Annotated in this window: 21 protein-coding genes and 1 pseudogene; 8 read left to right on the forward strand and 14 right to left on the reverse strand. The window is 41.9% G+C overall.

The window, feature by feature from the left end:
• Positions 1-127 precede the first annotated feature (127 nt).
• Positions 128-904, forward strand: coding sequence for an isocitrate lyase/phosphoenolpyruvate mutase family protein (locus EQV24_RS15265; RefSeq protein WP_130626753.1), 777 nt, complete (start codon positions 128-130; stop codon positions 902-904).
• Complete coding sequence (locus tag EQV24_RS15270) at positions 888-1,934, forward strand: methylated-DNA--[protein]-cysteine S-methyltransferase (protein ID WP_130626785.1); 1,047 nt, start codon at positions 888-890, stop codon at positions 1,932-1,934. The genes EQV24_RS15265 and EQV24_RS15270 overlap by 17 nt, the downstream gene beginning before the upstream one ends.
• A 252-nt stretch (positions 1,935-2,186) precedes the next feature.
• Here EQV24_RS15270 and EQV24_RS15275 read toward each other — a convergent pair whose 3' ends face one another.
• Both EQV24_RS15275 and EQV24_RS15280 read right to left on the reverse strand, forming a co-directional pair.
• On the reverse strand, positions 2,187-2,885 hold the full coding sequence (locus EQV24_RS15275; RefSeq protein WP_071843279.1) for a 4'-phosphopantetheinyl transferase superfamily protein: 699 nt from the start codon (positions 2,883-2,885) through the stop codon (positions 2,187-2,189).
• Positions 2,886-2,906: 21 nt separating this feature from the next.
• Positions 2,907-3,503: a hypothetical protein gene (locus tag EQV24_RS15280; RefSeq protein ID WP_038420437.1), complete on the reverse strand. Its 597-nt coding sequence runs from the start codon at positions 3,501-3,503 to the stop codon at positions 2,907-2,909.
• A 138-nt stretch (positions 3,504-3,641) separates the two neighbouring features.
• Between EQV24_RS15280 and EQV24_RS15285 the strand changes: the two genes are divergently transcribed.
• Complete coding sequence (locus EQV24_RS15285) at positions 3,642-4,214, forward strand: XRE family transcriptional regulator (protein WP_013098365.1); 573 nt, start codon at positions 3,642-3,644, stop codon at positions 4,212-4,214.
• A gap of 50 nt (positions 4,215-4,264) precedes the next feature.
• On the opposite strand, the gene EQV24_RS15290 is transcribed toward EQV24_RS15285, so the two are convergent.
• Genes EQV24_RS15290 through EQV24_RS15315 form a run of 6 tightly spaced genes read right to left on the reverse strand, consistent with a single transcriptional unit; the run spans position 4,265 to position 9,335 of the window.
• Positions 4,265-4,981: an alpha/beta fold hydrolase gene (locus EQV24_RS15290; RefSeq protein ID WP_130626754.1), complete on the reverse strand. Its 717-nt coding sequence runs from the start codon at positions 4,979-4,981 to the stop codon at positions 4,265-4,267.
• Entirely contained in the window at positions 4,974-5,891 is a 918-nt protein-coding gene (locus EQV24_RS15295; protein ID WP_130626755.1) for a DMT family transporter, read from the reverse strand. The genes EQV24_RS15290 and EQV24_RS15295 overlap by 8 nt, the downstream gene beginning before the upstream one ends.
• Positions 5,884-6,564 (reverse strand): alanyl-tRNA synthetase, encoded by a 681-nt coding sequence (locus EQV24_RS15300; RefSeq protein ID WP_013098363.1) that lies wholly within the window; start codon positions 6,562-6,564, stop codon positions 5,884-5,886. Before EQV24_RS15300 ends, EQV24_RS15295 begins: the two co-directional genes overlap by 8 nt.
• A 16-nt stretch (positions 6,565-6,580) precedes the next feature.
• Positions 6,581-7,522, reverse strand: coding sequence for a chlorinating enzyme (locus EQV24_RS15305; protein ID WP_130626756.1), 942 nt, complete (start codon positions 7,520-7,522; stop codon positions 6,581-6,583).
• Between the two features lie 25 nt (positions 7,523-7,547).
• Positions 7,548-7,799 carry a phosphopantetheine-binding protein gene (locus EQV24_RS15310; RefSeq protein WP_052123646.1) on the reverse strand — a complete coding sequence of 84 codons (252 nt, stop codon included), beginning with the start codon at positions 7,797-7,799 and terminating at the stop codon, positions 7,548-7,550.
• Between the two features lie 3 nt (positions 7,800-7,802).
• Positions 7,803-9,335 (reverse strand): amino acid adenylation domain-containing protein, encoded by a 1,533-nt coding sequence (locus tag EQV24_RS15315; protein ID WP_130626757.1) that lies wholly within the window; start codon positions 9,333-9,335, stop codon positions 7,803-7,805.
• Between the two features lie 821 nt (positions 9,336-10,156).
• Between EQV24_RS15315 and EQV24_RS15320 the strand changes: the two genes are divergently transcribed.
• The 4 genes and pseudogenes from EQV24_RS15320 (at position 10,157) to EQV24_RS15335 (ending at position 12,333) form a co-directional block, all read left to right on the forward strand.
• Positions 10,157-11,002, forward strand: coding sequence for a DUF6387 family protein (locus EQV24_RS15320; protein ID WP_032987806.1), 846 nt, complete (start codon positions 10,157-10,159; stop codon positions 11,000-11,002).
• Between the two features lie 283 nt (positions 11,003-11,285).
• On the forward strand, positions 11,286-11,492 hold the full coding sequence (locus EQV24_RS15325) for an AlpA family transcriptional regulator (RefSeq protein WP_053286659.1): 207 nt from the start codon (positions 11,286-11,288) through the stop codon (positions 11,490-11,492).
• A gap of 20 nt (positions 11,493-11,512) precedes the next feature.
• Positions 11,513-11,811, forward strand: a pseudogene (locus EQV24_RS23845) (hypothetical protein).
• A gap of 246 nt (positions 11,812-12,057) precedes the next feature.
• On the forward strand, positions 12,058-12,333 hold the full coding sequence (locus tag EQV24_RS15335) for a hypothetical protein (protein WP_032987804.1): 276 nt from the start codon (positions 12,058-12,060) through the stop codon (positions 12,331-12,333).
• 562 nt (positions 12,334-12,895) lie between these two features.
• Here EQV24_RS15335 and EQV24_RS15340 read toward each other — a convergent pair.
• Positions 12,896-13,459 carry a helix-turn-helix domain-containing protein gene (locus tag EQV24_RS15340; protein WP_130626758.1) on the reverse strand — a complete coding sequence of 188 codons (564 nt, stop codon included), beginning with the start codon at positions 13,457-13,459 and terminating at the stop codon, positions 12,896-12,898.
• Between the two features lie 1,036 nt (positions 13,460-14,495).
• Between EQV24_RS15340 and EQV24_RS15345 the strand changes: the two genes are divergently transcribed.
• Positions 14,496-14,921 carry a hypothetical protein gene (locus tag EQV24_RS15345; protein WP_032988107.1) on the forward strand — a complete coding sequence of 142 codons (426 nt, stop codon included), beginning with the start codon at positions 14,496-14,498 and terminating at the stop codon, positions 14,919-14,921.
• A 136-nt stretch (positions 14,922-15,057) separates the two neighbouring features.
• Here EQV24_RS15345 and EQV24_RS15350 read toward each other — a convergent pair whose 3' ends face one another.
• The 5 genes from EQV24_RS15350 to EQV24_RS15370 all read right to left on the reverse strand — a co-directional run bounded on the left by EQV24_RS15350 (position 15,058) and on the right by EQV24_RS15370 (position 17,946).
• Complete coding sequence (locus tag EQV24_RS15350) at positions 15,058-15,378, reverse strand: cell wall-binding protein (protein WP_130626759.1); 321 nt, start codon at positions 15,376-15,378, stop codon at positions 15,058-15,060.
• Positions 15,379-15,404: 26 nt separating this feature from the next.
• Complete coding sequence (locus EQV24_RS15355; RefSeq protein WP_032987795.1) at positions 15,405-15,791, reverse strand: hypothetical protein; 387 nt, start codon at positions 15,789-15,791, stop codon at positions 15,405-15,407.
• A gap of 48 nt (positions 15,792-15,839) precedes the next feature.
• On the reverse strand, positions 15,840-16,112 hold the full coding sequence (locus EQV24_RS23725; RefSeq protein ID WP_008502527.1) for a hypothetical protein: 273 nt from the start codon (positions 16,110-16,112) through the stop codon (positions 15,840-15,842).
• 188 nt (positions 16,113-16,300) lie between these two features.
• Entirely contained in the window at positions 16,301-17,542 is a 1,242-nt protein-coding gene (locus EQV24_RS15365; RefSeq protein ID WP_130626760.1) for a relaxase/mobilization nuclease domain-containing protein, read from the reverse strand.
• Positions 17,539-17,946 carry a hypothetical protein gene (locus EQV24_RS15370; RefSeq protein ID WP_008502525.1) on the reverse strand — a complete coding sequence of 136 codons (408 nt, stop codon included), beginning with the start codon at positions 17,944-17,946 and terminating at the stop codon, positions 17,539-17,541. Before EQV24_RS15370 ends, EQV24_RS15365 begins: the two co-directional genes overlap by 4 nt.
• Positions 17,947-17,986: the final 40 nt, after the last annotated feature.

The following is a 17,986-nucleotide window of genomic DNA, read 5'->3' on the forward strand; positions in this document are numbered from 1 at the left end:
AAAGGTTTCGGTCTGGTTCACCCCGGGTTCAGACGACGTTTGCTAAAAAAATGGTCGTCTGAATTTCGGTTGTGACGTTCTTGCTGACTGCTTAGATTCATTTTCAATCTATCGAGAGGATATGGATATGAACTTTGCAGAACTCCACAACCAGCATGAGCCACTTCTTATCGCTAATGTCTGGGATGCCGCCAGTGCTGTAGCAGCGCAAGAAGCAGGTTATCAGGCATTGGGAACGTCCAGCGCAGCAATCGCGTCCACACTGGGATATGAAGACGGGCAGGGAATGCCATTTGATGCGTTATTTTATATGGTCACCCGTATCCAGGCTGTCAGCAAGCTGCCATTGAGCGTTGACATGGAAGCAGGGTATGGTGATTCAGCCGAAGAGATAACAGCCAATCTCAGGCGCCTTGCTCAGACAGGTGTCGCAGGCGTTAACCTTGAAGACAGCAGAGTCATAAACGGGGTGCGTCAGCTTGACGATGCCTCTGCTTTTTCCTGTACCCTGAGGACAGTAAGCGATGCGCTGAGAAGCGAAAATCATAGCCTGTTTCTGAACATCCGGACTGACACTTACCTGCTCGGGCATGTAGATGCGTTGCAGGAGACGATATTACGGGGTCAAAGTTATAAAGCTGCAGGTGCTGACGGCCTTTTTGTTCCCTGTCTGACGTCAGAGAAAGACATCAGCCTCATTGCAGAGGCAACGGCTTTGCCTCTTAATGTCATGTGTATGCCCGACCTTCCGTCGTTCGACAGGCTGAAGCTGGCCGGAGTAAGCCGCATTTCCATGGGCAATTTTGTGCATTCAGCTATGCAGTCAACGCTGACTGATGTCATGCATGCGATCCGATCTCGTCAGACGTTTGAAGGACTTTTTGGTGATGAAAATAACCGATAAGAATTTATGTGATATCTGGTATCAGGCATTACTTGAACGTGCTTCAGAATATACTGGCGTGTTTTTTGTCGGCGTCAAAACCACTGGCGTATTCTGCATTTCGGTATGTCGGGCGCGAAAGCCCAAACGTGAAAATGTCGAATTTTATAAAGATGCCAAATCTGCCCTTGCAGCCGGCTTTCGGCCCTGTAAGGTCTGCAGACCCGCTGAGAATGCGCACAGCGCGCCATTATTTGTTGAACAGGCGCTTGCGCTTGTCAGGCGCGATATTAAATCCCGTGTTGCAGACGCGGAGCTTCGCCAGCATGGAATCAGTCCGGAGCGGGTAAGGCGCTGGTTTCTGCAACATCACGGCATCACTTTTCAGGCTTTCCAGCGAATGCAGCGGGTGAACGTTGCCATGCAGGAGCTCAAAAGCGGACGAACGGCGACTGACGTTGCGCTGGACAACGGCTATGAATCCCTGAGCGGGTTTGGTTATACCTATAAGCGACTTACTGGTGCAGCGCCGACTCAGGCAACCCAGGCGATTGTCATTCACCGTTTTACCACGACGCTTGGGCCGATGTTTGTCTGTGCGACAGAGCGGGGAGTTTGTCTACTGGAGTTTACCGATCGCCGGATGTTAGAAACAGAATTTCGCGATATTCAGCGTTTATTTAACGCCAGAATCGTCACCGGAGAAAACAGCCACACCCGGCAGACAGTAAAAGAGGTCAGCGAGTATTTTGCCGGAACGCGCCGACAGTTTGATCTCTCTGTAGATGCCCCGGGGAGTGATTTTCAACAATCCGTCTGGCGCGAGCTGCGGTCAGTTCCCTATGGACAGACCTCACACTATCAGGCCATCTCACTACGGATGAATAAGCCAAATGCTGTGCGCGCCGTCGCTGCTGCTAATGGTGCAAACCGAATTGCGATTGTGATCCCTTGCCACAGGATAATTGGTAAAGATGGAGCGATGACGGGTTATGGAGGGGGGATTTCTCGAAAAGAATGGCTCATTGAGCATGAGAGAAATAACGTTTAATGGCGTGATGCTCACTTGTAGCCGGAAAATTTTACGGGCTCTGCGGGATAAATTACAAGCTCAGAAAAGCCTGCAGGGCTTTAAGGACTTCATCAGTCGACTCTGGTGATCGGAAATGGGTTGAAGTCTTTGTAATTGATGGGGGAGATGGTTGATTTTGTTTGAGATTTTTTCTTTTTTTCGAAGGGAAGGGAAGGGAAGGGAAGGGAAGGCGCAAAGAGCGCGGAGATTGTCTGGAGTCACCGATATCCGTCAATGCAAATGAACCAAGGTCAGAACCCGATTTCCCAGAAAAGTATACCAGCCGTTAAAGCGAAACCCCGCCTCATATTCATGATTAAGCGTAAGTGTCAGGCTAAAAGTAAACTGCTGCAAGTGGGGATCAATCTCGCGCAATTCAATACTGTGAAAGTCCAGATGCTGTTGAAGATCACGTGGGAAAGCCTTATAGGCACTCTCTTTAGCAGAAAAAAGCAATGGCAGGACGTGGTCCGAAAGCAAATCGCGGGAGTTGGCCAATGTGTCAATTTCCCTGGCAGAAGCTATGCGCTGGCTTATCGTATCGAGAGCTATTTTCGGTGAGAGCGATTCAATATCTATTCCGACCCGGCCATGGTGCATTTTGATAACGGCGGCAGAAGCAAAATCGCGATCGTGAGAAATTGCCCCACAAAAGGAAGAAGGCCATGAGGGTGCGCGATCATCAGCCATCAGCGGCGCACATAGCGAGGAATCGAAATGTTGTAGTAACTTTTGAGCGCCAATCCGTCCAGCAAGATATTCAGCCCGGCGTTGATCTGATGCGTTCGCCAACCGGCGCGGGAGCGGTATATCATAAACTCGGAAAGCATCCTCCAGCACACCATCCAGGGAGAAACGCAATACGGTGAAATGGATGTAATCGGGTAAGACTTTCATTAGTCGTTGTGTTTGATACCAGCAAATTTTCATGGTTATCCTTAGGTTTTCGCATCAAACAGCGACGGAATGGTAAACCATAGAAGCAGCGAAACTCGCCATCGCCAGCGACAGACCGCGATAAAAAAACATTGGCCATAATCGTGATTGCAGCTTGCCTTGCCTGGCTATCCCCTTCCCACAGGCAACCCATATAAAAGAAAGAGGCAATAGCGCGACAAAAACACTCAGCATGGCGGCAGTGAAAGACTGAAGCTCTCTGAAAGCAATTGAAGGAATTATATATGTCGCAAATACGAATGATTTAGGGTTAAACAAAGTGGTAATAAATATGGTTTTCATTCCAATTTTTGTCGGTCGAGACTGTAATGAAAACCCCCAGACTTTAACAGCCAGCCAGGCGACATAGAATGCTGATAATAATTTAATAATACCGAGTAAAAACGTGCCATGTTGAGCTAAGACACTCACAATAACTCCCCAAAAGGTGATTGCACAAAAGTATCCCCCCCATTCGGCAATAATCATTTTTATACTTGGCCTGATACCACTGGCGTACCCTGAGAAAAGGAGAAGAGTATTGGTTGGGCCAGGCATTACAAGCAACAACATGCCAGAACCCATAATTTTAATGCAGTCATTCAGTAACATTTCAACCTCTGATACATTAACAAATGAGAAAAATCAGACTGATAGCCCGCGTTTGAATTCATGTGTCACTTTTGAAGCTATTTTCTTCCTAAAATGTTAATATGCTACAAATTTTATCCTGACAGTGAAGATTAAAAGATGAGTAATGCACAACAGAGCGATCGCTTAAAAAGAACGTACACCAACATTGGTAATAACGTAAAAAAGTTACGAATAGCTCGAAATCTTTCACTTAATGAACTGGCAAAACTTTCCGGCGTCTCCAAAGCTACGCTGTCCACGCTCGAATCGGGCGGTTCTAATCCTCGCGTTGATACACTGGATTCCATCGCCAGCGCACTAAGACTTACGTTAGGCGATTTGCTCGGTAATAATAATGAACGCTATCCCTATATCGAAAAAAATTCTGACTACAAAGGTGATTATTCCCAGGTAATGAAGTTCCGCATCGGCCAGGGCAATATCACAGAAATATGGCATTTACAAATGAAACCGGGTGTGGTAATAAACAGTCCGGCTCATGTTTCAGGGACGCATGAACATATCATCGTTCACCTTGGCACATTACTTCTGAAAATATCTGACAGTGAAAGTATTATTCTTCAACCTGGAGATTTTTATGCCTTCTCAGGTGATGTTAAACATGCCTATATTTGTGCAGATGATGCGGTAAGTGCGACGGTTATAATGTCTTACAGTACACAAGGTTAATTCAGCAGGTTTGCGGCATTACTGTGTTACCCCTCACCTGCCCGCGCTATTTATATATTAAAGACCTTGTTGTTCTGTATAAAATCCATTGTTAGTTCACTAATCTCACGAGCTTGTGTATCTGAAATAAAATGCCCCCCTGAGATCCCCTCCAGCCTGAATGGCTGGAGGGTACATTCTTGCCATCGTTCCGGGGGAAAAAGAAATAAGGGGTCCTCTTTTCCGTAAAATGCTAATACTGGAATATCGTCAAGCGCAGCGCTATCTTCTTCACTGATAGAATTAGCAACCTGCAAATCAGCAGATAGCACCTGCAAAAATTGCTTCAGCAAAACGGGTTCTTTCTGCAGCCAGTCAGGTAATTGCCTGAAATGATTCGCAAAATTAAGTAATGAATGTTTTGCAATTTCACTGGATTCAGTTAAATCAAAAAACTGACGGCAATGGATTGGTTCATTACCAATCACCACGAGCATACTTTTTTGTCGAGCATCATTGAAACGGTATTTTTTTGCCATTACATATGCGACATAGGCGCCGAGACTATGCCCCATAAAAATTATCGGACAATGGCGTGGCAATTGTGGAAAAAAATCCATAATCACCTTATTGATATCTGTTAGTAACGCTTCCTGACGGCGGCGTCCGCGGCCAGGCATTTCAAACTTACTCACATTGAAGTTTGAAAAGTGCTTTTCCAGTACATCAAGAGCGGCAGCGTTCCCTCCGGCATGATGAAACATAGCAATATGTGGCTGCTCATTCATAACGCTTCCCTTCAGCAATACGCCCCAACAGGGCTGCACATATAATGATCCCGCCCCCTATTGCTTGCAGCACACCAAGGGTTTCGCCCATAATGGTGATGGCAAACATAGCTGCAAAGGCCGGTTCGAGAGACAAGATCAACCCGACGCGCGTCGGACTGGTTATTTTAGCGGCATATAATTGCATCAGGAATGCAAATGCCGTTGCCAGCAGACTCAGAAAGAGAATCAAGCCCCATGTCGAAATAGATATTTCAGGTATATAGTGCAACGCAGTGGGTTCGGTCAGCACAATAGTAACCAAGCCGAGGGCCGCGACAACTAGTAATTCAATCAATGTGATATTGATTAGCGAGTAATCCTTACCAGCAGTCTGCCGACCAAACATAAATATCTGAAAACCGCGAATCAATGCAGCCGATAAGATAAGAATATCGCCTTGATTGAACTCAATATTTCCATTGGCCGTAAAGCTCAACATGCCGCCACCTGCAAGGGACATAAAACAGGTGAAATAAATGAATTTGCTTTGTTTTCTCTTGCCGATAAAACGTTCAAAAAAGGGAACTAATACCACCGATAATGCAATCAAGAAACCTGCATTTGCAGCTGAGGTGTGTTTAACACCAAACGTTTCGAATGTTAGGATCGCATAAAGAAGCACACCAAATACGATCCCATTAATCACTTCACCACGAGTGAAGCTGTTTAATCTGACACGAGTGCCAACAAACATGAAGGGAACAGCCAGTGCGAATCTCAGCATTAAAAACAGGGGAACAGTGACCCCTGCCTGGATAATAAGCTGCATCAAGGAATAACTTGCCCCCCATGAGAGGGCAACGGTCAATAATCCCAGATCAATTATCCAAAGTCGGCTGCGTGGAGCCAGAATAGAATAATTAGACATGACATTCCTTTAGCGGGACATGCCCGGCATCATAGCTGATCCGTAGAGTGCCCTTTTTAAACTTTATCGCCTTAATGTTAAATGAGCTAATTTTTGCCAAATCATCAGTGTGTGTCCCGGCACAAGGCATAGCCTCTGATTGGTTAATCTGGCATAGCCGGGTGGTGCCCTCGAACCAACTGCGGATTTCCGCTCCCTTCTGCAGACGCTGGCAAATAATTCGTTCAATTTCAGCCGCCTCCAGGCGATCAGCTGGAATAGCTGAAGCATCAATGGCGCTAAATTCCACACGCGACTCACCGGGGAAATGATGCCCCCGGACAGCCATCCACCCGAACTGGCGCATTTCCCAGTTCAGTAAATGTCCGGCAGTATGCAGTGCTGCATGGTAAGCGCGGGCATCTGCTGATACAACTGATGATACTTTTGTTTCAACCGGCGGCGAAAAAGGAGACTGCGGATAAAGAACCACTAATCCTGATTCCTGTTTTTTTACCACCACCGGTATGTCATTTACCCACCCGAGATCTGCAGGTTGCCCGCCTCCCTGCGGATGAAAAATATTATCCTGCAGGGCAATCCATTGCCCTCCTTCATCAGCACCGGTAGCAATGACATCGCTTAATATATTAAAGCGATAAGTATCCTCCAGATAACACTGATTTTGTTGCATAGCGATAATCCTTATTTTATATGGAAAGGGGAGTAAATGGATTTCCGAGCAGATTATGGGTTGCTATACGATTATTAGTATTACGACTTTGGCCAGCAACAATCACGCAGCCAAATTTATCCAATGGGATATTGCCACCATACTCATGCACATGATCGGTATTGGGATAAATATCAACAAAGCTGGGGGCGTAGCGGGTAGCAAAGCCCATGCGATATATCTTATCAGATATATTAGGATAGGAAGCATGCATTAACGTTGACCAAAAGATGACACATTGACCGGCTTTCATCTCCAACGGGACGGCCTGTTTTTCATCCGGATGCCAGTCAGGATCTATTTGCAGGTCGCGGTAATCATATCCAAAGAATCCACGACTCTTACCCTCCTTTTCAATGTTATTAATAATGTCGCTTTGATATTGCATTGATTTATTTTCATCATAATTCATTTTATGATGGGTGCCTGGCATAATTTCCAGACAACCATTCTCAATGGTTGAATCAGTAAAGGCTGTCCAGACCGTTAAAGTCCCTTTTCCAAACTGATCTTCAGTTTCTCCAGGCCAAAGAATTTGCGGTTTTCCACTGGCGTTAGCAAATGTATCAGCCTGATGCCAGTCAGTACCTTCATCACCGGGGTATTTAGGAAAGAACTCCGTACGCCAGCATAAAACATCATCGCCAAGGATATCAGATACCGGTGCCACAATTTTGGGATTAGTGACATGTTGGCTAAGTTTATTGATATCAAGATGGCGATCGTAATTCGATATATTCGTTGCCGCACCGTACGAGTCTGAAGGGTAAGCAGCATTCGAACGATCTGGTGATTGCCGACGAACGGTACTCCAAATTTCCGCCATTTCTTCCGGAGAATAAATGGTAATTGGGCCGATATAACCATTTTTATGGAAGTTGGCAAGTTCTTCTTCAGACAAATGAATATTATTTGACATGGTAATCTCCAGTGAATGATTGGTTTTATTTAATACTGTAAAATGTTTCGCTAAGCGTGCTGTTATATAGACGTTCCATAGATAGCGTTAGATTGAATTCATTTCGTACTCGTTCATTCAGTGCAATGGCAATCATTGAATGCCCACCAATATCAAGGAAGTTATCTTCCGCGCTGACTGATTTTTCTAAAACATCTTGCAGCCAAACTATATACTGTTGTAATGCAAGTACTTTTACCTGTTCTTTATTGACATCATCTAAATCAACTGCGTTCATAATTTACTCCACAGAAATTTTCAGGTGTTGTTTATCGATTTTTCCATTAATGGTTTTTGGTATAGCATCAAAACCACGATAGCGAATAGGGCGCATATAAAATGGCAATAACTCCTTTGCCAATTTATGTAACTGTTCAATAACATCTGCTTTATTGTCATTTGATGCAAAACAACAAACCAGATGATGACCAAGTGTTTCTGAATGAGACGTTATGACGGAAATGTCGATAATAGATTCAAGCCTTGCAAGCACAGATTCAATCTCGCCAATTTCGATTCGATAACCATTTATTTTTACCTGTTGATCGCAACGCCCCATATAAACCAACTTCCCTGCGGAATTATATTGAACAAGATCTCCTGTGCAATAATACCGCTTGGTAATATTGTTTTTTTCAGCCAAAATAAATTTACCATTGGTCTCATTATTCTGGTTCAGATAACCCGGCGTGACTTGCGAACCACAGAGAAGCAATTCGCCATAGCCTGAACGCAGATCACTTTCATCAAGGGGCCGAATGATGTAATCGAATCCAGGCAATAATTCACCTATTATAGACTCTGTGTGCTCCAGATCATCATTACTGATAATATGCCAACTTGAATGAACAGTCGTTTCGGTAATGCCGTACATATTAACCAGTAAAGGAGACATCAGCCCAAAATGCTGCTGCCATTGTTTGAGCATCTGAAAATTAAGCCTTTCGCCACCAAAAATAATAAACCGTAAAGCCAATGATCCCTTCGGGAATTGACAGAGCCAAGAGGCATTAACGGAAAAAGCACCAGGAGTTTGATTAAGTAAAGTAATTTTTTGATCGTGAACGAGTTGTGCAAGTTTACTAGGGGTTAAACGTGTTTCATTATCTGGAATAACAAGCTTCCCACCATAAGCTAAAACTGACCACATTTCCCATACTGAAAAATCAAAAGCATAGGAATGAAAAAGCACAGTGGAATCATCTTCGTTAAACTTAAACACAGGTTCCGTTGCACGAAAGAGAGCACGCAAATTAGCATGGGTGATCGGAACACCTTTTGGGTTACCTGTCGTGCCCGAAGTATAAATAATATATGCCAATCCTTCCGGAACGGCCATATTCAGTAATGAATCCGCCATAACAGAGACAGACAACATCTGGTATATGCTTTTTGCCTGAAAGCCGGCAAAGTTTGAATGACCGCTCTCATTGATAATCATGCGAGGCTGAGAATCATTCAATATCAGAATATTACGCGCTACTGGCGCATTACGGTCTATTGGTACATAAGCAGCACCAATGAACTGAATCGCCAGAATAGAGGCGATTAACTCAGCACCTGGTGGCAGCTCTATTGCAACCTTGTCACCTGCGTGAACACCTTCATCCTTCAGTGTCTGAATAATCCTGAGCATCCAGTCTCTGAGCTCGCCATAGCTGATCTCATGATCGAGATCTTTAACCGCAACCCTTTGTGGGAATTTCCAGGATACTGCCCAAAAAAGCTCAATCTGAGTTAGCGCATCATGTGCCTGTGAATCAATGATTCTCATACAATACCCTCCTGTTCGGAATAAAAGTACATTAAGCTAAAGAAGTGAACAAATGTTTTTTTATTGTTAATTTTAATTTTTAAATAACTCATTGTAAAATATGAATAAATAAATATTAATCCTGTAGCTATCTCGCGATTATGCAAAGGTGGTGTTCGTTTTAATTTCTTGCCTCAGGCGATTGAACCATTGTTCGCTCGCTTGTAGGTACCTGCATATGAATCATGGCTAAACAAACGTCATGGCGAGATTAAGGCGGGTGGGTGTACTTTGTTCGAGAGGAAAAGGGCTGGTACTAACGAGCCCAGACATGATCTTAATAGTTGAAGACGGTATGATTGCTGGATGAATTGGTTGAGTTTGTTGGGAATTTTAATTTTTTAGCGTTCTGGCAACGCGGTGCAAAACAAGATACAGAATGCTCAAGATCCATACAGATATCATGACCATACACGCAACAAAAAAAATCCTGCAACTCGTTAAAGTTGCAGGATTTTTTAAAGTTCATGATACAACATGAATGAATGTTTGGGCTGGCGTCCCTGTAAATAACTATTCATGACATTGATTTTTATGGTTATTTTAAAATTTAATTATATATATGGTCCTAAAAAGGAACCATAAATCTTAACGGTATGAGTTCTCACGAATAGCCGATTGGCAAATTGTATCAAAAGACAACAAATTTCTCAGTTCAACTCCCTATGGGTAACTGAACTCATAGATAAGGTCCGTTATGCTTTTCATAGGTTGACGAATACGGTAACTTTTCTCAATAGCACGATTCTATCCGCAGTACCAGCATAGGTGGAGAATGGATTTTGAACAATTGGTCACCAGAGCATACAAAAGTCATCAAGAGCTGGTTTAAGATTGATACATATCGCAAATTTGAAGACCTCTCATTGATTCAGTTCTACCATGAGATATGGGCCCGTAAATTGTTCTTTAAGGAGTATCGGGAAGAGTTTGAGAGCAGAGCACTTGCGGGTTACTTCTCAAAAATTTTTAGTGGCAATCCTTTTTTAATTGAAGAAGGACAACTGGGATACATGACTCCTGCCAACAAACTTTTTCAACCTCCCCATTTCTTTCTCACAACTCTTGATCGCCTTGCTGAAACGAGCATTATTGCAATGCAACGTGGAGGTTTTCTTTGGCATGAAGGTGACAATTATTCTATAAACGCAGAGCTTCGAGAAGAATCACTTTCAGACATTATGCCAGATCAGTTTACACGAACGGTCATGTTCGAGATTGATTTGGCAAGTGGCACAGACGAAGAGATTGCAGAGTCGCTTAAAGCTGCATTACCGCAGTGGCGTAAAGTTAAGGGTATTGATGAAAACCCATTGGAATCTGTTCGTTTTGGATACGGAACTATCAAGAAACTCATCAGTTATCGTGTAATACCTATGCTTGATATCCTGGTGTGGGCAGCCGTTAAAAAAATCCGTGTCTCTGACGACAGGTTATCCAGACTACTATATACAGACGATGACGAAGAAAGCGAAATGAGACAGTCCAGCCAAATCAAAGATACCGACAGGCCTTTGGCTCTTAAATCCTGCACAACTGACTTTATCCGACAATTCCATTACTTCATGAACAAAAACAGCCATTTAAAGCAAATGAAAGTCTCTGATGTAATGAAACTATCGGATTAAGATTTAATTGATAACTGTCTGTTTTTTATTATAAAAAATAAACTAAAAGCACTAGTGTAAATGGTGCTTTTTTTTTGCGATTTTTACTTTAAACCGGCCATTTTTACACTTGCTATAAAACAGGGGAATTTCAGCTACTCTCAAGTTCCCTTGTTCTGTACTGCACCAACTTCGAGAAAACCATCCTGCACAGCAGCGAAGAACCTCCGCTTCAGGAGCTTCGCTCCTTTCTTTTCCCAACTGCTCGTATAGTGACTTCACCGCAACGACAAGGGATAACGAAATGAAAAATCAAGCAACCCGCCTCATACGCTTACCAGAAGTTCTAGAACGAACTGGCTACGGAAAAGCCTGGATCTATCGTCTGATCAACGATGGCAAGTTTCCTGCTCCTGTCAAAATTGGAAGTCGTGCAATAGCTTTCGTTGAAAGTGAGATTGATACCTGGATTCAGTCTGTTATCGAAACAAGTCGAAATAATGTTGCTTAATTGAATTTAGGAGAGATTTTATGACTATCGAAGAATTTGTGAATGAAGAAAACCATATGTGTAATCTGGCCAGGAACTTTTCTTTAAAATTTTCGAGCCTGAATCGATTTATAATTTACCCAATAACGAGTTTAATAAAGAAATAATATATTGGCTCAGTCAGTATCTTGTCGGAAATTTGATACAACCTTTAGACGCGATCTCAGAGCTTAATGCTTCCAAACAGATATATGTTTACGATACTTGGTTTTCGCTAATTAAATGCCCTGATGAAATGAAACTCTTGGCGAAGCGGATAATTGAATATTTATTGGATTAAGAAATTCATATGGGAATGTAAAGTTTTGCTGCATATTTTAGATTGAAACGTTAAAGAATAACTTGCATTATTTTTATGACCGTTCTTTTGCAAGGCGGTGAGATGGTTTTAGGTGGGTTGGGTGTGCATAATATTAATAGTGTTAGGACGGTTTAGTATTAAGAAGTAATAATAATAGTCATTGGTGAAAATTATGACGGGATTTTTACCATGACATTTCATATTAATAAGTACAGGAAAGTTAAAATGAATAATTCAATCATAGTACCAGAAGATAAAGATTTTGTATGTGCGTTTGCGACTTCACCGGATAGCTTTTATGAGGCTATTGAATCCTATCGTAATTATGTAGATCTAGTCCAAGAGATAGAGTTCGAGCATGTCTTTCTTTATTTATTGTTTTCTATAGTGGTCAATGGTAGTACAGATGTTACGATTAATGATGAAGTACGAATGTGTATTGAGCAGCTTGTCTATGAAAAAAATAGTATCAGAAAGAATAATGCAGATAAAAAGATGTAAAGGCTGTAATAAATTATCATGGGTACAGACAGCACAAGTCTGTACCTTCTTATTTTAATTCAACAGATAATGATACATGAAAATTATGTGCTTTTGATAGTGGTCATCTGGTTTTTCTATAGTAAACATTATAGGATATAGGATATAGGATATAGGATATAGGATATCCTGAATTTTCATATTATGCTCTTTTTTATTTAAGAAAGCTGAAAAATACAGGATTTAAACGGTGTTGGTATTTAAACTGAGTAGGTATAGTAACACTCGCATCAATCAGTTCTGTGATAGCCTGATAAAATCGAGTGGGTGTAATATGTATCCCTTCTTGCTGTGCTATGGGCGTAACACGATGATAATTAGGTAAACAATGCTCTTATCTGGCTTATACGACGCGATTAATCTAAGCAACCAGAATACATTGTGAATAGTAGTGTTAAGATTATGACTTTCAACTGATGATTGATTATTTTGAAAGTAAGTGGAGAGTCTTTTTTGCATAAAGGTATCGTTTTTTTGTTAATGTTATCACTCGCGTGGAGAAAATTACCACGCTGTAATGTTTTTAAAATGGAATGCCGTCTGCAGGATATCGTCTTCTGGAGTTTTTAACTGATTTTGTTTTACTCCCTGCACGATAAAAGTTAAATGAATTTGCAAAGTCTTCGGTTTCCAGTCTGGATTTCCTGAATTTATCCATCAGATCTTCATTGAAACGACGGGGAATACCTTTTACGCACAAATTAGAATTCAGGTAAACCTGATTGTCTATGGTGTCACGGATCAGTATTTTTCTCTCAAATAATTCTCTGAATGCACGTGAGACGTTAGATTTATTTAGTCCAAGCTCTCTGGCAGTACGAGACTGTGAAAAGTCAGGAATAATATTGCCATAATCAATGGCTGAGAAGAGATAAAGCACAATTCTGAATGCTGTGGGCGTCAAATCCATTCTGGCGAGTGTCGCCATATTACCTTTAAAGATCATTGAGAAATCGTCCCTGAAAGACGTCTTTTTATAGCTGGTTGCTTTAATTTTTATTTCTTCCAGATCTTCGGGCATAACCTCTAATGCTTCTGCAATAATGGATTTTTGTTCTTTAGTTAATACGACACTTGTGATTGACATAATGGCTCCTTTTTTATTGTTATGATTACAGATATGGCATATTTATTTTATTTGTCAACGGCTTTGGTAATTTTATTTTAATTATATTTTATTTGAATTTTTCATCCGTTATTTGGTGGTGGTAATAGGTTGTAGAATTTAAAACAAGGGGTGCTAAATTTAACTATCACCTGTTATGTGATTGATAATTTTTGGTGCTGAAAATAATAACGGCAGATTTTGTATAACTATATAATTTTATTAGGTAATTTTTGATTTTAATCTGCAAGATAAAAGAGTGATAAAGAAATAAGAAACCACAGTTTTGCATTAGATCGATACTCAAGGTCTTGGTGTACCTGATGAAAACACTTTTATCATTGCTTTTCTTAAATAATATCATTTCTTAAGTGAAGCCTGCGCAACTGTGTGTTGCGCCATTGGGCTTCAGAACATTACTAAGTGTTTTCTGTAAGTATAAGTACGCTTCGCGCACGAGTTCATAGAGCTGAGATTAACTGTCATTACAAATACGCTTCGCGCAGAAGTTCATACAATTGGGCTTAGCTGTCAGCACAAATACGCTTCGCGCAAAAAAATCAGGAGGCTGAGTTGATCGGGAAAGCGAACACAAATACATGATTTACCCGTTTGCTGACTACGGCTCACGCCGGGACCCTTCGGAAAAATCCTTTCTACTTCAGCGAATGAGTGCTGCGGGCACTCAACGGCGCTGCCAAGGAAACAAAATTACGGTTTTTCAATTGTTCGGTAAAAATAACTGACATTTATCGGTAGTAGGGGCGTAAGCCAGTGCGTAGCACGCTCTCAAAAAAAATTCCTGTGGGTTTCTTATCTGCAATAGGGAAATAATTCAGATAGTTGAAATATGAAATAGCAATACAATCAGGAAGACACAAAATTATCATAGTAAAAGCTATTGTTATTTATGAAAGAAGGAAAATATATATTAACGGTGAAATATTTGTATTTTACTATTGATTTTAATTTTTAAGATGATAGTACTTAATTATGAAAACAAAAAATGGAGGAAATTATGAGTGCTATTAATGTATTATCTCAGGAGGAAAAATTTATACATGTTGTTGATAAATTTATAACCCATAATCACAGCAGCGTTAATAACAATGCCTTTTATAAAAAACTTTATGTCCTCTTCGCAGGGTATCATCTGAAGTATTTTTATTCACGGGCGCAGTACCGCAATTCATGTTATCACGTCGATAATATTATGCAGATGTTTACAGGAGTCGTTTCGACCCTGAACACAACGCTGCTCAGGAAGCTTGCAAATAGCGACACATTGCTGCATTGCCTGAATTCACTTGTGAATTATATTTCAGGCAATCTGGACGAAGCAGAGCATATTTATGCTGATTTACTGGCCCAATATGAAAAGAAACGCATTACAGGCTCTCTGGCTTATACTCCACCAAGCTCAGTGGTCAGGAAAAGACTGTGACAGCGACAGCGGCGTGGATAGGACATGGGATACTGGAGATAAATGGAGCAGACGTATCCGGCAGGACACCAGATGCAATAGAAAAGGAGGGCCACCCATTCGGTGTCCCACCTGTCGCGATGGCTTTATAGTGGCTCTACTTATCAACGACCTGCCAGCCATCTTCCGTTTTGACAAGGGTTACAGCAGCAGTACGCTTTTCGTTATCGACAATAGCCGTCACATTGCATTTATAGCTTTTATCAGATATTTCTACGCAGTCATGCTTTTTGACTGATTTTAATTCGCGCAGTGCGTCTTTAGGGACATCCTTGCCTGCTATAGATTTCACGAAAGCATTCGTCTGTTCCACGACCTTATTCATGGCCGTGTAAATATCCTGTTCGGAGGGTTCGCTGTTACAGCCGCTCAGCAAAAAGACAGCGGTAACGAGTGTGATAACGGCATAAGTTTTCATAAATAATTCCTTGGCTGTAAGATGAGTTATTGAATCAGACCGGTATTCATTCTGCTTTTATTTTCAGAGAACGACCATTTGTTGACAGTTTCTCCTTTAAATTCGATTTCAAGCGTTTTGGCCTGCGTCTGTGAGCCCCCCGTCAGCAGCCCAACAAGGGGAATAAATGTGGTGGCATCAAACTGATTGTTATCCATCGAATAAATCCATTCCTCATTGCCACTATCAAGTGTGGTTCTGGTTTCGGGCTCACCTAATGCGGTAATTATTTCTGATTTCGTTGTTTTATTTTTGATGATTTTTGACTGCAGACTTTGTGATGTTTCGTTTTTGAGATGTTGATTGCCTGATGTCGAACAGCCAGAAATAAATAAAGCGGAAATAAAAAAAGCAGAAGTAATGAATTTGTTCATAGGTCACTCATATTAATTTTTTATGTTTGCTATGGTGTGAAATTAATATCACCGTATAAAGATAACTCTGTCTGCATAGGTCTTTTTAATTATGCAGATAAGAATAATAACACTGGCAAAAAACGTGATGACTGAGACAGGAGTGCTGCCGGTCAATGAAAATACTAACCAGGCGAGAGCTAATGCCACGAATTGAAAAAGGAATGCAACACTGAGAGGACTTTCACCATAGGCCACTTTTGCATGGCAGCCTTTGCAAATCCGCACGCCGTGCGGGCTTTGTGTAAAGCAGAAGGGGCAGCTAATCGTTTTATTTTCCATCATGACTCCGTGGCCTGATTTAAGGTGATGTATTTTTGAACATTTTCGATGAATGCTCCGATTTAGTAAAATTGCTTGTACCGATCGATGGATCTCTGTTAATAGGTGATGACTATCATAACCAAATTATCGATCTATATAAACGATCAATATTTTGTTGACTATCACTAAAGTATGGACTAAGTAACTTATAGTGCAGGATGGGAGTTATTTTTAACTAATTGTTCTTTAATGGGATTTGTTGTCATGGAATGACACGGTGTCAGAAGATGCAGGTGCAGGATTTGGTGGAAAGGATGTGCAGTGGCATGTAACAGAGACATACCCCTGCGCCTGAGAAGTGCCGCAATATGGCCAAGCAATGCAAGCCACGAATACAGCCGACGCTGGTGGGGTATCTGACGAGCTGTATTGTGCAGTTTGCTCCTGAGTTGAATGACTCTCACTATTTCCTGTTGTCTTTCCAGGCGAATTTTTTCTTCAAGCTGAAGGATTTTCTCCAGAATCGTTTCCCGGTTTGCAACCTGTTCTTCAGGCTCGCATGATGGCACTGGCACTGGCACTGGCACTGGCACTGGCACTGGCACTGGCACTGGCGCAGTTGTAGGTTCTGTGGGCTTCTGCGCATCTTTTAGTAAAGTCAGATGCTCCGGCGTAAAATCAATCAGTGCTTGCAGGGAAGACCAGCCATATTTTTTACCCAATTGAGAGGCTTTAAAGGCAATACCCTGGTACTGAAATGAAAATCCATTCATTTTACCCGTTGTGGCGATATTGGGTTTGCAGCTCACTCCTTCCTGTTCCAGTAAGCGAACAAAGGTTAGTAAATCGGGACGGGGGGTTAATGCATTGTCGATAAGGGCCTGCAACTGTGACTTAGGGCAGGGAGCTGCTGTGCGTTCTGCCATCATCAGTTCATTACGGGAAGGCTTTCTTTTATCCTGGCGGCGACTACCGGTTACACCCGTAGTTTCGGTGAGACCGTGTACTCTCTCCAGCTCACTGATAATCCGTGTACTGACAAGATTTTCATTTTTTCCCAGGTACAGCTTCCCACCAACCATATTAATTCTGTTAGCTATTATATGGATATGCTGCCCATCCGAATCATCGTGCATGATATAGCAGCGAAGATGAGTGTCAGTGAACCCCATTCGGGCCATATAATCGTCAGCGAATGCTGCCCACTGTTTGGTTGACAGACTCTCACCTTTTGGCAGGCGAAGCGAATTATGCCAGACAGGTTTGGCGACATCGGGACGCAGCAGTCGGATACCTTCAAATTCATTTATAAGCTCTGCAGCAGTGCTGCCCGTCATGTTGCCACCGATAACATAAGGCGAGATTTTGTGGTGAGAACCTGATTTCAGGCTGTAGAGAATCACACCAGCGAATTGTTTACCCCTTTTTATTTTCTGCATGCCTTTCATCGTTCTGACTCCAGAAAGGTTGTAGGAATAAGGTGATCGCGAAGAGTTTTTATTTGTCTGCGCAGGGCAAAGAGTTCTGTACGGGTCAGTTCGCTGTCAGGGCTTTTGCTGTCGAGATGGTTCAGCAGGTGGTTTAAATCCTGCGAAAGGTTGCCGAGTTTAACCCATGCTTCACGATTAATTTCAGGCAGAACCGGTGGGAGTTTATTCAGAGATGCTATTCTAAGCCATTCTCCTTTTTTATACTGGCCTCTCTTACTGTCGAGAATAATTAACTCTTCCTCATTTAATCTGACACTGATGCAGTGACTTCGTATTTCATTATCAGGAAGTTTGTCAGTATGGAATTTACCGCGTTTTGATACTCTGGTTATATCATCATCATTACTCATGTCACTGTTCATAGTTATCCTTTTATTGCATGTTTATTACTACAGATAACCG

Source organism: Enterobacter sp. A8 (assembly GCF_004296595.1).
In the GTDB taxonomy this organism is placed as follows: domain Bacteria; phylum Pseudomonadota; class Gammaproteobacteria; order Enterobacterales; family Enterobacteriaceae; genus Enterobacter; species Enterobacter cloacae.